General features: G+C 28.4%; 14 protein-coding genes and 3 pseudogenes. 8 read left to right on the top strand and 9 right to left on the bottom strand.

Going from position 1 to position 15,938, the window contains the following annotated elements; translation table 11 throughout:
- Entirely contained in the window at positions 1-1,059 is a 1,059-nt protein-coding gene (locus JJC05_RS16015; RefSeq protein ID WP_105196909.1) for an acyl-CoA reductase, read from the bottom strand.
- A 142-nt stretch (positions 1,060-1,201) separates the two neighbouring features.
- On the opposite strand from JJC05_RS16015, the pseudogene JJC05_RS16020 reads away from it, so the two are divergent.
- A pseudogene (locus JJC05_RS16020) lies at positions 1,202-1,551 on the top strand (4Fe-4S dicluster domain-containing protein).
- A 785-nt stretch (positions 1,552-2,336) separates the two neighbouring features.
- Positions 2,337-2,474, top strand: coding sequence for a hypothetical protein (locus tag JJC05_RS16025; protein WP_235877869.1), 138 nt, complete (start codon positions 2,337-2,339; stop codon positions 2,472-2,474).
- A 299-nt stretch (positions 2,475-2,773) separates the two neighbouring features.
- Here JJC05_RS16025 and JJC05_RS16030 read toward each other — a convergent pair whose 3' ends face one another.
- From JJC05_RS16030 to JJC05_RS16050, 5 genes and pseudogenes are all read right to left on the bottom strand, one after another.
- Complete coding sequence (locus tag JJC05_RS16030) at positions 2,774-3,094, bottom strand: rhodanese-like domain-containing protein (RefSeq protein ID WP_088394254.1); 321 nt, start codon at positions 3,092-3,094, stop codon at positions 2,774-2,776.
- A 112-nt stretch (positions 3,095-3,206) separates the two neighbouring features.
- A pseudogene (locus JJC05_RS16035) lies at positions 3,207-4,606 on the bottom strand (tetratricopeptide repeat protein).
- A gap of 187 nt (positions 4,607-4,793) precedes the next feature.
- Entirely contained in the window at positions 4,794-6,086 is a 1,293-nt protein-coding gene (locus JJC05_RS16040) for a TIGR00341 family protein (protein WP_127823039.1), read from the bottom strand.
- Between the two features lie 225 nt (positions 6,087-6,311).
- Positions 6,312-6,764 carry a nuclear transport factor 2 family protein gene (locus JJC05_RS16045; RefSeq protein WP_105196943.1) on the bottom strand — a complete coding sequence of 151 codons (453 nt, stop codon included), beginning with the start codon at positions 6,762-6,764 and terminating at the stop codon, positions 6,312-6,314.
- Between the two features lie 314 nt (positions 6,765-7,078).
- Entirely contained in the window at positions 7,079-8,617 is a 1,539-nt protein-coding gene (locus JJC05_RS16050) for a DEAD/DEAH box helicase (protein ID WP_235877870.1), read from the bottom strand.
- A gap of 178 nt (positions 8,618-8,795) precedes the next feature.
- Between JJC05_RS16050 and JJC05_RS16055 the strand changes: the two genes are divergently transcribed.
- Together JJC05_RS16055 and JJC05_RS16060 are read left to right on the top strand one after the other, a co-directional pair.
- Positions 8,796-9,089, top strand: coding sequence for a DUF3817 domain-containing protein (locus JJC05_RS16055; protein WP_235878922.1), 294 nt, complete (start codon positions 8,796-8,798; stop codon positions 9,087-9,089).
- Between the two features lies 1 nt (position 9,090).
- Positions 9,091-10,350 carry a mechanosensitive ion channel family protein gene (locus tag JJC05_RS16060; protein WP_235877871.1) on the top strand — a complete coding sequence of 420 codons (1,260 nt, stop codon included), beginning with the start codon at positions 9,091-9,093 and terminating at the stop codon, positions 10,348-10,350.
- A 261-nt stretch (positions 10,351-10,611) separates the two neighbouring features.
- On the opposite strand, the gene JJC05_RS16065 is transcribed toward JJC05_RS16060, so the two are convergent.
- The 3 genes from JJC05_RS16065 to JJC05_RS19090 are packed head-to-tail and all read right to left on the bottom strand — an operon-like array spanning position 10,612 to position 12,620.
- Complete coding sequence (locus JJC05_RS16065; RefSeq protein WP_105196937.1) at positions 10,612-10,986, bottom strand: YchJ family protein; 375 nt, start codon at positions 10,984-10,986, stop codon at positions 10,612-10,614.
- Positions 10,987-11,020: 34 nt separating this feature from the next.
- Positions 11,021-12,502: a class I SAM-dependent methyltransferase gene (locus tag JJC05_RS16070; protein ID WP_445297841.1), complete on the bottom strand. Its 1,482-nt coding sequence runs from the start codon at positions 12,500-12,502 to the stop codon at positions 11,021-11,023.
- A 25-nt stretch (positions 12,503-12,527) separates the two neighbouring features.
- Entirely contained in the window at positions 12,528-12,620 is a 93-nt protein-coding gene (locus JJC05_RS19090; protein WP_445297830.1) for a hypothetical protein, read from the bottom strand.
- A 109-nt stretch (positions 12,621-12,729) separates the two neighbouring features.
- On the opposite strand from JJC05_RS19090, the pseudogene JJC05_RS16075 reads away from it, so the two are divergent.
- The 4 genes and pseudogenes from JJC05_RS16075 to JJC05_RS16090 all read left to right on the top strand — a co-directional run bounded on the left by JJC05_RS16075 (position 12,730) and on the right by JJC05_RS16090 (position 15,801).
- Positions 12,730-13,357: pseudogene (locus tag JJC05_RS16075) on the top strand (Crp/Fnr family transcriptional regulator).
- A 146-nt stretch (positions 13,358-13,503) separates the two neighbouring features.
- Entirely contained in the window at positions 13,504-14,916 is a 1,413-nt protein-coding gene (locus JJC05_RS16080; protein ID WP_235877873.1) for an MBL fold metallo-hydrolase, read from the top strand.
- A gap of 200 nt (positions 14,917-15,116) precedes the next feature.
- Positions 15,117-15,422: a thioredoxin gene (trxA, locus tag JJC05_RS16085; RefSeq protein WP_309597369.1), complete on the top strand. Its 306-nt coding sequence runs from the start codon at positions 15,117-15,119 to the stop codon at positions 15,420-15,422.
- Positions 15,423-15,621: 199 nt separating this feature from the next.
- Positions 15,622-15,801 (top strand): hypothetical protein, encoded by a 180-nt coding sequence (locus tag JJC05_RS16090; RefSeq protein ID WP_088393810.1) that lies wholly within the window; start codon positions 15,622-15,624, stop codon positions 15,799-15,801.
- The last annotated feature ends 137 nt before the right edge of the window (positions 15,802-15,938 follow it).

The raw sequence follows: 15,938 nt of genomic DNA on the forward strand, positions 1-15,938 counted from the left end.
TTATAATGAATTTAAAAAAGCAATAGTATCAATATTATCTGCATAATCCCAAAGTTTTGGTTTTTGTGTTTGGCCAAAGGGAATACTGTTTTCTGTTAATTGGTTTGAAACAATACATTGGATGAGATCTTTATCGTTAATAAGACGATTTTTAACGTCTTCTATATTATCATAATATTCATAGAATAATGAAGAAATAGGAGAAGCGTAACTATTATCTTCTTTTATTGTTAAGAACTCATTGTCTAGTATATTAAATAAACTCATTAAAAAAACGGCTTTGTTGTAGTCGTAATTATTAGCATATTTTTCATAATGAATAATATCACCATAAGGATAAATAGCTTCAAAAAATAATTTGAAATCATAATTTTTAGGAACAAAAATTTTGGAAACATTACGGCAACCTAAACCAAAATATCTAAAAATATCATCACCTAACAAAAATAAATCTTCTTTACTTTCAGTACCATCTAATAAGGCTACAGAGTTTCTATTTTTGCGTATAATAGCAGGTTTATTCCTAAAATAGTATTCAAAATAACGAGCTGTATTATTGCTTCCTGTAGCAATTACGGCATCAAAATTTTCTAATTTTTCTTCTGTAAAAAAAATTCTTTCTTCAAGTTTAGGCTCTATTTTTTTTAAATATTTAGCTAAAAAAGGGAGTAACTTTTGATCATTAGATGATAACTTAGCTAATACCTTATTTCCACTTACTAAAACAGATATAAAATCATGAAATCCTACTAAAGGTATGTTGCCTGCTAAAACAAGAGCAATTGTTTTAGGTGATGTTTCGTTGTAAGTATAAGGGCTTAGCCATTTAATCAGATTTTTTTCTGTTAAAGCTTCTGTCCAAGATTGAATTGAAAAATAAACTTGTTCAGTTGTAAACCATCCATTATGTGCTTTTGATATTTGTATAAGTTCAGCAAATGAGTCAAAAAAAAGTTCGTTGTAGGCTATTTGATTATTTACTAAATTGCCTTGTGGAGTAAATTGTTTTAGAAAATTTCCTAGTTTAGAAAATGCAATAATAATTTCTTTTTGTGACATAGGTTACTTGCTTATATATGGTTTAGGTTGTATTTTTGTACAAAAATAAGATATTTAGCTTTAGACTGTATGTACTTCCTCTAAAGCTTTTAAAATAGTTGAACGCTTATAGCTTAGGGCTTGAGGCATAAAGCATAAAAATATGGCAATTATAATTACAGACGAATGTATTAACTGTGGGGCATGTGAGCCAGAGTGTCCTAATACTGCAATTTATGAAGGAGCGGATGATTGGAGATGGAAAGATGGTACAAAATTAACAGGTAAAATAATTTTAGCTGATGGAACGGAAGTAGATGCAGAAGCTGCACAAACACCTATTTCAGATGATGTATATTATATTGTTCCGGTAAATGTACTGAATGCAAAGGATTTCATGAAGAGCCACAATGTGCCGCAGTATGTCCAGTAGATTGTTGTGTTCCGGATGATAATCATGTAGAAACAGAAGAAACATTATTAAATAGACAGTCTTTTTTGCATAATGAATGATTTTTTCTTTTAAAGAAAACAAAAAGCTGTTCGTAAATGAACAGCTTTTTTTATATTTTTTTACGAATATCGGAAAGATTTCTTTTATATGATATTGATTCTTTTTTTTTATGTAAACATAAGGAAATAAGTAGGGTGTGCTATTTTTTTAAAAAAAATTAATTGTAATTTTAGAATCACAAATAAAGAGTTTAATTTATTTTTAAAAGATATGCTTCACAGCGAAAAACAATCTCAAGAAAAAGGATTTTTGATTTTATTTTTTATAATTGGATTATTTGAAGTTATAGCCGAATATTTCAATCAAATTTTAATGATATATATATTAAAACCTTTATTGATGCCTATCATGATGTTCATGTACTGGAAGGTTTCTTATGAGCGGAATATTTATTTTTTGTTATCTCTGTTTTTTCTCTTAATTGCTAATATCCTTTTTGTTTCAAGAACTTTTAATAGTGCTGTAATAGCTTCTGTTTTCTTTTTTATATATAGAGGTCTTGTAATATACTTGGTAATTCAAGATCAGCCAATCAAAAAAAAAGTTACCCGTTGTAATAGGGAGTCTTCCTTTTTACGGCATTTGGGTATTTAACTTTTTTAACTAAAAATGAATTAGATAAAGGTATCTATATTTATTTGATACAAGTGTTGTTTCTTTCTTTTTAGGAGGATTAGCTCTTTCAAATTATATGATTAATGAATGTAGAAAGAATTTTTGGCTTCTAATTAATGCTGTTTTCTTTGCAATTATTCAGTTTCTTTTAGTGCTGAAGCTTTTTTATTTGTCAACAGTAATTTTTCCTGCTATATCTATGTTGTTGTATTTATTTGCTCAATTTGCATTATATAAATATATGTTAGAAAGAGAAAAAGGATGTAATGAATCTAAAGATTATTTTTTGTTAGACGACGTAGAATAAGATTTAAAATCAATATACAGGTTGCCAAAAAAAGTATTAAAACCTTTATTAATTATGATAAAAAGTGGTAGATACCTTTATTATTTTTATGTTGTATATTTAAATTAGGTTGTCTAGACTTTTAGGATGTCTTTTTTTAGGTAGTAGAGACTTTTCGAAAAACAAGAATAATATTTTGAAATATCTTATATTCTTTATTGCTAAATCTGGATACTTTTTCCTTGCTTCTAAAAAGAAGTAATTAAATAAAGTAAATTGTGTTTTTTGAAAAATCTCTGTATGTATGTTTTAAGAAATAGTTATTTGTCTTTTAATTGATCTACAGGACCATCCCATTCTGAAAAACCTCCAATTAGATTATAAGTTATGTTAAATCCCATTTGATTCATTATCTCGCATGCTTGAGCACTACGCCCTCCTGCTTTACAATAAACATAATAATTTTTATTTTTATCTAATTCATCTACTTGATAAATAAAGCCTTGACCTTTATAAATGTCAATATTAATAGCATTGGGAATGATGCCATTTGAGCATTCATCAGCTGTACGTACATCTAATACTACTGCATTATCATCCTGTTGCAACTTAGTCCACCAATCTTCTTGTGTTAAATTCATAATCTTTATTTTTACCAAATTTAAAAAAAGATCTGTAAAAATTTAATTTTAAAATAAAAAAATCTTAAGATTGTTTATTTTGAAAAAAATCGATTGTTTAATCTTAAATTTATTACAAATCATTATATTTTTTAATTGTGTTTTGAACGATTTCTAGATTAAATACTGAAGGAAATAAATCTTCTAGTATCGAAAGCATTTTAGAGTTATGATGTAAGGCATTGGTTAAATGATACAATCCTTTTGTTAGATTATGAGTTGTGTAATACAAACCTGCTAATCTATATTCTATTTGGTAATGATCTGCAAAAAGAAGGTTTGCTTTAATTAAGGTTTCAATAGAGGCTTGATATTCTCCTATAAAAAGTTGTGTATCAGACCAAAATAAGATGGTTTCTAATTCGTTATCTCCTAATTCTACAGCTTTTTGATATCCTTCTTGTGCTTCCTCAAATAATTCTGAGCTCTTTATTTATTGCAGCATATCGTTTCCAATATAAAGAATTTTCAGCATCTATACCGATTGCTTTATTTACATAATAGAGTGCTTTTTGAAAGTTTTTTTGACGTATATAAAAATCGGTTATAGCAATCCATCCTTTGTCTAAAAGAGGATCTTCATGAACTGTTTTGTTGTAATAGTTTAAAGCTTCAGATTCATTGCCCATTTTTTTCAAAGCATTTACCTATTCGTAATAAAGCATACGATGTGGGGTCTTCTAGTCGAATGGTTTCTTGGTAATTCCAAATAGCTTCTTCATAGCGTTCTAAATGTTCGAGTGCTTTAGCTTTTTCCATAAATGCGCCCATGAATCGGTCGTCAATTAGACTTGCATAATCAAAGGCTATGTAGGCCTCTTGATATTGTTGTATACTAAAGTTTAGTCGTCCTAATTGATGCCAAGCAATTTCGCTATATGGATTAAGGTCAATATAGTTTTTTAAAAATGAAATGGCTTCAGGGTATTGTTCTAAAAATTCAAAACAATAAATGACATTATAGAGTCCTGATTGTTCTTCTGGTTCTTCTTCTAAACAAGCAATAAAATGTTTTTTTGCTTGTTCTAGTTCATCCATAAACAAATATTCCATCCCTAAGAGGTTATGCACATCTGCGTAGTCATCTGTATACTGCAAAGCTATTTTAAGAAATTCAACAGCTTGTTTATGATCATCTCTTTTAGAGCAAATATTGGCTTTTTGTATAAAGATTTCTTCGTTTGTGGGTTCTATGGCGTATAAGTCATTAAGAAGTTTTTCGGCTTGTTCTAGTTTGTCTTCAAAAATGAGCATTTCAACTTGAACTAATTTTAATCCAAATGATTTAGGGTGTTGTTCTAGTCCTAGTTTTAGTGCTTTTTTAGCTAAACTAGTTTTGCCTATATCCATATAATGGAGGATGATATCCTCAAATTCTTCTGAATCAAAAAACAAAACCTTATTGGTTTTTAACATGGATTCAAATTTTGATAAGGATAAACTGTAATCTTCTTCATCGTGACTCAAATACATACTCCTAAGTTTTATATCCTTACTAAAAATAGTAAAGTGGCTGTTTATAATAGATTAAATAATATTTTTTTGAACAATTTAGCAAACAAAATGGGTATTGTTTTTAATTATTGTTTTGGGATTGCTATTTCATTCATTGCCTCAATAATAATGCCAGATCCTTTTAATATTTTGTTGTTTGATCGTATTATTTTTTTATTAGTTCAATGTCTTGGGTTTGTAATTTTTGACTTAACCATTTTTTGATTTTTTTCGTATCTACTGCATTATTGTCAGATTCGTAGAGTAAGACAATAAATATTTTTGGATTGTCATCAATTGTGTTAGTTAAATGTTTTCCTAATGATACATTTTTTAGTTCAGGAAATAATATAGCAATTTCTTCTAAGGTTTCCGTGTTAGAAATTTTATATTCATTTAATTCTTTTTGTAATTTATTTATCAGTAGATCTTTTTGGTCAGATGTTTTGTTTTTTATCGCAATCTCATTTAAGATTTCATCTTTTAAATCTTTTGGGTCTTGTTTTATTTCTAGTACGGTATTTGTTATTTCGTATTTAGAAAGTTTTTCATTTAACGATTTCGTTTCGTTTTCACTAAATTTTTTGCTTAAGAAAGCGAGTTCTATCGTTTTAGGGTTTGTATTGTGTTTTGTTTTTTTATAAATTATAGTATACCCTTTGTTTGTTAGTTCATGCGTTAGAAAATCTTCTATTTTTTGATTGTATTTGTTTTCTTGAAGTAAGCTGTACGCCATATAAAAACTAGGAACTATCATAATTAAAATGAGGATTGAAATGCCATATCGTATTTGCTTTTCGAATTTTTGATTGAGTGTTTTTATGGGTTTATAATTTAAATATTTAAGTACTAGAAAAGTTGAAATGCAAATAAAGAAGCAATTGATGGAGTATAGATAAATAGCTCCTAGAAAATAGGAAAAATTGCTAATAGCAAGTCCATGACCTGCTGTACAAAGAGGGGGCATTAAAGCTGTGGCAATAGCTACTCCCGGTATAGGATTGCCTTTTTCTACTCTAGTAATAGCAATAACGCCTACTAAACCTCCAAAAAAAGCAATTATGACATCGTAAATATTTGGCGATGTTCTTGCTAATAATTCTGAATTAGTATCTTTAAAAGGACTAAAATAAAAATAAACGGTTGCAACAGTAAGGCTTAGTAGGGTAGCTATTACTAAATTTTTAGAAGATTTTTTTAATAATTCAAAGTCATAAATTGCTAATGAAAAACCTGCGCCAACAATTGGTCCCATTAATGGAGAAATAAGCATTGCACCTATAATGACAGCTGTAGAGTTTACATTTAATCCAACACAAGCAATTACTATTGCGCAAGCCAATGTCCATAAATTGGAACCTCTAAAAGAAATATTAGATTTTACAGTTTCTAAAACTTTTTCTTGTTTTTCTTCTCCTTCATTTAAATTAATAAAGTCGTAAATTTTCTTTTCAATCATTCGTTTATTTATTTTAGGATATTGTAAATTTTAATAGATATTCCTTGTTAATCGATGGTGTTTGTAAATATAAAATAAAAAATAATAGGTGCAAAATAAGGGAGATTTTTGTATAAAAAGAGGGGAATTTGTGTTTAAATAAAAATATTTTATATCCTGATTTTTAGCTTTTTATGTTTCATTGTTTTAATTTTTTATTTATGTAATTTAGTTTCTTAAATTGATTTAATGTTGATTGACGTTATGATATTGCCATAATACATTTACTAATATCCATTTCCCATTTAATTTTACTATGTGCATATAATCAATCCATTCGTCTGCAATTAATTTTATAGAAGCGGTGCGATTTGAAACGTCTAGAAAAACAACTTCTTTTTTAGGTTTTTTAGGAAACTGGTTACCATTTTTGTTATATGATTCTGCAATTAAGATCATAGATTCAGTAGTCGTTTCTCTTAGAAAGTCTTTTCCTGTAGATTTATCTTTCCAAAAAGTTCTTTTTACCATTCTAGGGTGTAACGCATTTCCCATTTGTATTGGATTTGGGTTATGTTGTGATTCAATATAATCTAAAGCAACCCTTTTAATGTCTAAACTGTCTTGTTTTGTTTGTGCAAAGGATTTACTAAAAATAAAGAAGAGAAAAGGAAGTAAAAATATTGGGTGTAATTTCATTCTATTTAATTTTAGATTTTTCAATATTTTTTTGAATAAAAATAAATTGCGATTATACAAAAAGTATTTTAGCAAAATAAGGATTTTTTATCAAATGTAAAATGATAGAATAAAAGATAAAGAAAGAATTTATGAAATCAATATGATGAATAACAAATGAGGGTAAGTAGGGGGGATATCTTATGTATTTTGTAAATTAATATAATGAAGATTAAAGTGTGGAAATCACAAGAAGAAGTCATATAAGGTTGATAACATGACTTCTCCTATTGTGAAAGAGGCAACCAAACTAAAATTTTTGTTTTCTTTATGCTTTAATCTTCCATCGCAAAAAGGCGCTCTCTATATAATTTACCAATAGCTACTTGCAAGCGTGTTTTATAATCATCTACTAACCATTCACGGTAGTTTTTAGTTGAATTAGCCAAACAACGACAAAATATTTTTACTCTATATTCAATATCTTCTATGAGATATTTAGCAAGTTGTTTAGCTTCATTTAATTCTTCAGCGTTATCTACGCACATGCTCGCATGATTTAAGATAGAATCCTCGATAACTACTTTTGGACGTAGGTTTTTGGCAATAGCTTTATTGAATTCTTCTTCTATGTCAAATTCTACATTTAAAGTATTTTTAAAACGCTCACGGACGTCTGCGGGCATTTCGTATTTAAAATAACGTTCTATTTCAGCATCGCTGCGTAAATTTTCGATATAATACTCAGGTGTTTTAAAAATATGTTGCCAATCTATTGGGTCATCCCATAAACCAAATCGGGCAGCATTATTTCCTAAATCTATAATGCTAAATTCATGTTTGTGAGGTAAACGTCTAGATCCTCGACCAATCATTTGAAAATAAAGAGTCAAAGATTTAGTGGCACGATTGATGATAATAGATTCAACAGTAGGTTCATCAAAGCCAGTTGTTAATATACCTACAGAGGTAAGTACAGCATTGGGAGTGTGTTTAAACCATTTTAAGATATCTTTTCGATCTTCATTACTGGTAGTGTTGTCTAAATGACGTATGTCGTAACCTGCCTTTTTAAAAGTTTCATATACATACAAAGAAGTATTGATTCCATTATTAAAAATTAGGTTTTTTTTACCTTTCGATTTTTCTTCATAGGCACTCAGTAGTTTAGATTGCATATCTAATTGAGAGTAAAGCTCATCAGAAGATTTTACTGTATAATCACCATTAATACCTACTTTAAGACTTGACAATGTAACATCATAACTATATGTAGTAGCTTTAGCTAAGAATCCATTTTCTATTAATTTTCTAATAGGGTCACCTACAATAAGTTCTTTGTAGTTTTCGTACATAGGCAGTTCTATGTTAGAGCTTAGTGGGGTAGCTGTAACACCTAAAATAAATGAATTTTTAAACCGATTTAACAACTTTCGGAATGAATTATAATGTGCCTCATCTATAATTACCAACCCTACATTGTCAATTTCTAATAAATCATCATTTAAACGGTTTTTTAAAGTTTCAACCATGGCCACAAAACAAGAGAAATCATCTTGATCGGGTAAATCTTTTACTTTTGAATTAATGATTTTATTTTGTACCCCAAAGTTATGTAACATCTTAGAGGTTTGCTTACATAACTCAATACGGTGTGTAAGTACTACTACCTTTTTTTGATGTGTTTCTATATAACGGCGTACAATTTCAGAAAATATAACCGTCTTTCCTCCACCTGTAGGTAACTGGTATAAAAGACGATAATTGGAAGACGTATTGTCCATTCTGTCAAAAATGGTATTGATATCGCGTGACTGATAATCATAGAGTGTTTTTTTGTCTTCAAATACTGTTTCTATATCGCTTTGCATCATACCTTTCTTGAAATTTTTGCAAAATTACATTTAAAAAACTGTTTATAGATATTTTTTTTAGAAATTAATTTTATATAAATTTTAACTTTCCAAAATAATAGGGGAGTATAGTTTTGCTGCTAAACTTTGCTTTACTTTGCAAAATAATACGAGTTTGTACTACTAATTATTTTTTAATATACATAGATTTAAATGCTTAAATTTTTTTCGAAATATTGCGTTGTTAGAAGGTGTTTCTTATATTGTTATCATGCTGAATATGTTAATGATAAAGCCATTTAATTTAACTTTATATAAAATGCTGTTATTTCCTGTAGGGATGAGTCACGGAGTTCTTTTTATTTTATATGTAATCTTGGCATTTCTTTTGCAAAGAAAATTGAAATGGGATTTTAGAACAACAATAGTTATTTTATTAGCTTCTTTAATTCCTTTTGGGACATTTTATATAGAAAAAAAATATTTGAAATAATATGCTTGAGAAAACTGAAAAAATATTCGGTTGGTGTTATAAGTTTTTTAAAAAATTAGATTTTAATGATACATTGGCATCCTATTTAGGTTTAGCAATCAATATCGTAATTCTTAGTTTTATAGTTTATATTATCTATTTGTTTTGTCGTTTCGTATTAGTAACAGGAATGGCTGTAGTGGCTAAACGAACTAAAACAAAATTTGATGATTTGCTGATTTCTAATGAAACAGCAAAATATATGTCACATTTAATCCCTTTAATTTACATATATAAGACAGTTCCCATTATATTAAATGATTTTACTTCATGGGAAACTATTTTTGGTCGGTTAGTTGGAGTGTATATTGTTTTGCTAACCTTATGGATTACAAATTCTACGTTAAAAGCAATAAGAGATCATCTAAAAACAAAAACAGAGTATGTGGATAAACCGATAGATAGTTATGTTCAGGTTATCATGATTATGCTTTGGATATTGGGGATTATTATAATAGTTGCCAAAATTTTTAATGTCAGTACGGATACATTAGCTAAGACTTTAGGGGCAGTATCGGCTTTAATAATCTTGATATTTAGAGACACAATCTTAGGTTTTGTAGCTTCCGTTCAAGTTTCGGCTAATGATTTAATTCGAATAGGAGATTGGATTACCATGGATAAATTTGGTGCTGATGGAGATGTCGTAGAAATAAATTTAACAACTTTAAAAGTTAGAAACTTTGATCATACTATTACGACTATACCAACCTATAGTCTTACTTCTGATAGTTTTAGAAATTGGCGTGGTATGATTAATTCCGATGGAAGAAGAATAAAAAGACATATTTTAATAAAAGCTAATTCTATTCGTTTTATAAGAGAAGAAGAATTAGAAGAATTTAAAAGGATTCAATTACTCACAAAATATATAGAAAAAAAACAAGTTGATATTAAAAGACATAACTCGTTACATGAAATAGATAAAAGTTTATCTATTAATGGAAGAAATTTAACCAATTTCGGTTTATTTAGAAAATATTTGACAAAATACCTAGAAAATTATCCGAGTTTGAATAAAGAGATGATTTTACTTTGTAGACAATTACAGCCAACACATCAAGGTATTCCTCTAGAAATTTACGCATTTTCTAACGATAAACGTTTTGAAAATTATGAATATATTATGAGCGACATATTTGATCATATTTTAGCCTCTGTAATTTATTTTGATTTACAAATATTTGAATTACCAGCTGGAAAAAATAATTTAGAAACCTGAAATAGAGTATACGTTTTAGGTTTCAGAATTCTATCTGTATTACTATTTATCGTTTAAATCAAACCCAAATTGCGCATTAGACTCGAAGGAAGTGAATGGATGAAACCATCATTTTACTTTATTTTTCCTTTAATTCAAGCACATACTCAATTTTAAATATCAAAATAGTTACTATTTTCTTCTAAAATTTTCCTTAAGTACCTGAATTCATTCAAAATATTTATTTCACAACAAAGTCTAATGCGAATCTGGATTAAAAAATTAAGCTATTTTTCCTTCCACATAATACCATATTCCACCTTGTTTTTTAAAAAATGATTTTTCATGATGGCAATATGGTTGAAGATTAGCATCTGTATAATATGCTTTAAATTCGATGTTTTGTTCGGTTGTTTTTATAATATCTAATTTTAACCAGTTATTTTTAGTAGCCCAATCTAAAATATCTTTTTTGTTGTAAAATTTTCTTGTGCTAATGTGAGTCGTATTCAATAGATAATCTACTTGATGGGTACAATAAGCACTATAGCGAGATCGCATTAATTCTTCTGCTGTATTAGGTTTGTTGATGCCCAATATAAAAGGTTCACAACATTCTTGAAATATTTTTTTTGATCCACAAAAACAAGTATTCATATTACTTTTTTTAATTATATAATTTTAAAAATAATTATTTTCCTTTTAATAAATGAATGCTTACTGTAGCATAATCTGTATCAGGAAAGTGTTGTTTAAATCGTTCGTCAGAATGGAGTCCTGCTTTTTGAGCTATTGCAACAAATTCTTCTATTTCTAAAATATATTGATCTGACAATCCATGTGTTACATCGTATGCGGTGGCAGGTGTTTTTCCTATGTTTTTAGAAACAATATGAGGAGATACCGTGTGCAGTTCAATTAATAATAGTCCAAATTTATGAACATATTGCGCCCATTGCTCTAGGTGTTCGTACAAATTTGTTGCAACATCATTATTTGATAATTGTTTTCCTCTATGCGAAAAAGCACCTGTGGAGCTACTTGTTATGTTTTGATTGTTTTGAGGTTCATTCCAAATTCTATTATGATCTAAGAAAGTACGAACGTTTAATAATTCATTCAAATCAATATTGTAATTTTCTTTTAAATCTTGTGCTAATAAATTAGGATTTCCGATGTCTCCCCAAATTACTTTAGCCCAAATATCTGCTTTAATTAAATTAGCTCTAGTTACTTTTAAGGCTACTTGATTATAGTCAACTCCAACTAAAAATAAAGGGTGTTCTTCTAGCATTTTTCCGCGCATTGTTTGTCTTTCTATAACATTATAAATATGTTGTAAAAAAGCACCATTGCCACATCCCATGTCTAAAATTCCTTTAGGCTGCTCGGAAATAGGACGATTGAAAAGTTCTATAATGATTTCATCAATGACTTTAAAATAAGTATTATGCGCACCTCCGCTACCCCAAACATTCATTTCTCTATTAACATGTATTTCGGTATCATTAATAGCAATATCTCGTAATTTATTAGGATTCCCAAATAATAACATTTCAAGATTTTTTAACATCGGTAAATAAGAAACCGTTACGCCATAAGCAGAAGCTCGTTTAGCATAAAAAAGACCTGATTCTGTAAATTGATATTTCCCTTTTCGTTCTGTAAACCAACCTAGGGAAGTGAAAAAATTGAGCATTATAGTAAATGCCTCAGGTTCTTTATGAAATTCATCAGCACCAAATGAAGTTTCCATAAAATATTTATGAAACATTCCTGTCATTCCTAAATTTACAATTAAAGGACCTACTAAAAAACCTTCCAGATGCTTTATAATTTGATATTTAATTTTTCCCGTATCAGAATTTAGATCAAGAGGTTCACTATTTATTTTTTTAAATTTTTCAAATAAAGGAGCTAATATAGAAATAGTATGCTCGTTAATTCTATTCGAGGTAAAAACATCTGTTAAAAATAAAGTTTGTGCTATGTCATCGTACAGATAAAACTCAGAAAAAGCTAATTTGGTTAAATTGTTAATTTTAAAACTGACTTTATTTTGAATATTATCTACAAAGTAATCTAAAAAACCTTGTGAAGCAAAAGCTCTTAAAGCGACATTTAAATACCCATCATTTAAGTTAAATTCATTTTTTAAATCATCTAATGTAATTTCTTTTTTTCAAGAATATAATCTGTTATTTTTTTTCTTTTAATAAAGAAGCTATAGGTAAAATTACAATACCATCTAAATGTCTAAAAATAGATTCTCTTAATTCTGTTGTGTTCATTATTAGTTTATTAAGGTTACTTGCACAAAGTAATAAATTTTAATGAATTTTTAAATTTAAAAGATCAGATAAGTAGTCTATATTTGTATTGTGTTTTTTTTAAGTTTTTATGAAAGATATAATCAAGATAAATTTTCCCAATTTTAATCCTCAACTAATAGAAGAAATAGAGGAAAATGCGTATATACAAAATATAAAGGCAGGTGAAACGATAATGCGTTCAGGTCAATTTATTAGACATACCGTTTTAGTTGTAAAAGGAAAAATAAAATTATATAGAGAAGATGATGAAGGAAATGAGTTTTTTATGTACTACCTTCAGCCGAGGGCAAGCTTGTGCTATTTCTATGATTTGTGCTACGAAAGAAGAAACAAGTGCATTAATGGCTAAAGTAGTAGAAGACGCAGAACTTATAATGATTCCTCTTGCATTAATGGAAAAATGGATGAGTAGACATCGTTCTTGGTATGAATTTGTTATAGAAACCTATAGAAGTCGTTTTGAAGAAGTGTTAACAGTTATAGATAATATAGCTTTTAAAGCTATGGATGAACGTTTAGAGTTTTATTTGAAAAGACATCGAGATACTTGTAATTGTAATGATATAAAATTATCTCATCAAGAAATAGCATCTGAATTAAATACCTCTAGAGAAGTTGTATCCCGTTTGCTAAAAAAAATGGAACAAAGAGGTTTAGTTAAATTGTATAGGAGCCATATCGAAATCAATTTTTAAGAGCTGACAAAAGTCAGCTTTTTTTTTAAAATTGTATTTTATCTTTGCCTATATGTTATAATTTATTTATTAGAATAAAGGTTTGTGATCATTATCACTATTTGTTATAAAAATAAATAGTACTTTTGTAAACCAAATTGATAATAATGAAGATAGAACAAATTTATACAGGTTGTTTAGCTCAAGGAGCTTATTATATTACTTCAAAAGGAGAAGCATTAATAGTAGATCCTTTAAGAGAAATACAACCTTATTTAGATCGTCTTAAAAGAGATAATGTAGTTTTAAAATATATTTTTGAAACACATTTTCATGCTGATTTTGTTTCAGGACATCTAGATTTAAGTAAGTCTACAGGTGCTCCTATAGTATATGGTCCAACTGCTCGTCCTGAATTTGATGCAATTATAGCAGAAGATGAACAGATATTTAGAGTAGGCGATGTCTCTATTAAAGCTTTACACACTCCGAGTCACACAATGGAAAGTACAACTTATCTTTTAATAGACGAAAAAGGTAAAGATTATGCTATTTTTTCTGGTGATACTCTTTTTATTGGAGATGTAGGAAGGCCAGACTTGGCACAAAAAGCATCTAATATGACTCAAGAAAAATTGGCTGCTACCTTATTTCATTCATTAAGAAATAAGATTATGCCTCTTTCTGATGATGTAATAGTTTATCCAGCACATGGAGCGGGTAGTGCTTGTGGTAAAAATATGAGCAAAGAAACTATTTCTACCATAGGCCAACAAAAAATAGATAATTATGCCCTTCGTCTTGACATGGAAGAATCTGAATTTGTAGCTGAAGTATTGCATGGATTAACTCCTCCTCCTGCATATTTTAGAATGAACGTGGCTATGAATAAAAAAGGATACACTTCTTTTAATAAAGTACTGGATAATGGTTTAAGATCATTATCTGCAAAAGATTTTAATGATTTAGCAGGTAGGGAAGGAACGGTTATTTTAGATACAAGACCCGCTTCTGTATTTTGTTTAGAGCATATCCCACAATCTATTAATATAGGAATAATAGGTGATTTTGCTCCTTGGGTTGGTGCCCTTATTGCTGATGTAAATCAACCAATTCTTATAGTTTGCGAAGAAGGAAAAGAAGAAGAAACAATTATTAGGCTTAGTAGGGTAGGTTTTGATAAGATTTTAGGTCATTTAGAAGGAGGTGTTAAAGCGTGGAAAGAATCAGGTAGAGAAACAGATAGAATTAATAGAATAACGACAGATGAATTTGCTCTTCAAGTAAATTTAAAAACGGATAAAATAATTGATGTTCGAAAAGAAAATGAATATCAGACAGAACATTTAGAAAATTCTTACAACAAACCATTAGCCTATATAAATGATTGGATAAATACAATTAATCCTAAAGAACATTTTTATTTGCACTGTGCAGGAGGCTATCGTAGCATGATTGCTGCATCAATACTTCAAGCGAGAGGTTATCGAAAATTCACAGAAATAGAAGGAGGGTTTTCGGCTATATCTAAAACTAATTTACCTAAAACAGATTTCATTTGTCAAAGCAAAGTATACTAACTCTAATACCATGAAACGATTTTTTTTAAATTGGCATATAATCCGTTTTTTTCGATTAGCATTGGGTATTTTTTTGATATTTCAAGCATTTGAAACTCATCAGTGGTTTTTTTTAGGATTTGCAATATTCTTTTTGTTCCAAGTATTTTTTAATTTAGGTTGTCAGTCTAATACCTGTCAAATTCAGCTAAAAGATAAAAATGATGAATGATTCATTTATGAATATTATAAACAAGGATAAACCAGTGTTAATTGATTTTTTTGCAACTTGGTGTGGTCCTTGTCAAATGTTGAGTTCTGTTCTGATAGAAGTAAAAGCAATATTTAAAGATAAAGTTAGCATTATAAAAATAGATGTAGAGAAAAATAAAGAATTAGCTACTAGGTATAAAGTAAGAGGAGTTCCCTCTCTAATTCTTTTCCAAAAAGGACAAGCTATATGGCATCATTCAGGATTAATTCAAAAAGATGAAATTGTAAAAGTAATAAATGAAAGAATCTTATAAAGTTATGTTAAAGAAGCATTTTCTTACTATTTAAGGTAGTATATTTGGTCTTGTAGCGGATTTATTTATCAGGGTCAGAAATGGTCTTTATTGGAAATCGCGCTATTATCTCTAGGTCTCTTAATACTACTTTATAAGATGTTATTTGGAGTCTTTAGTAGGTAGTTTGTTTAAATAAATAACTTTAAAAAAAATTATTATGAAAAAATTAATTGCGTCAGTAGCGGTAGTAACATTTTTATTTTCATCTAGTGTATTTGCACAAGAAGTGAAAGAAGAAAAGAAAGCAAAAACTGAAAAAACTTGCTCTAAAGGAGACAAAAAAGCTTGTACTGAAAAAAAGGCTTGTTGTACAAAAAAAGCAGAGAAAAAAGCTTAATAAATTAGTTTCCTTAAATTATACAAGAAGGATATAAGCTTAAATGACTCGGATTAAATCCGAGTCCTTTTTAATATATCATAAGTAATAATTAAATAATACCTTAATTTATAACTTAGAAAAGTTAATTATTTAGT

This window comes from Flavobacterium davisii, from assembly GCF_019565505.1.
In the GTDB taxonomy this organism is placed as follows: Bacteria; Bacteroidota; Bacteroidia; order Flavobacteriales; family Flavobacteriaceae; genus Flavobacterium; species Flavobacterium davisii.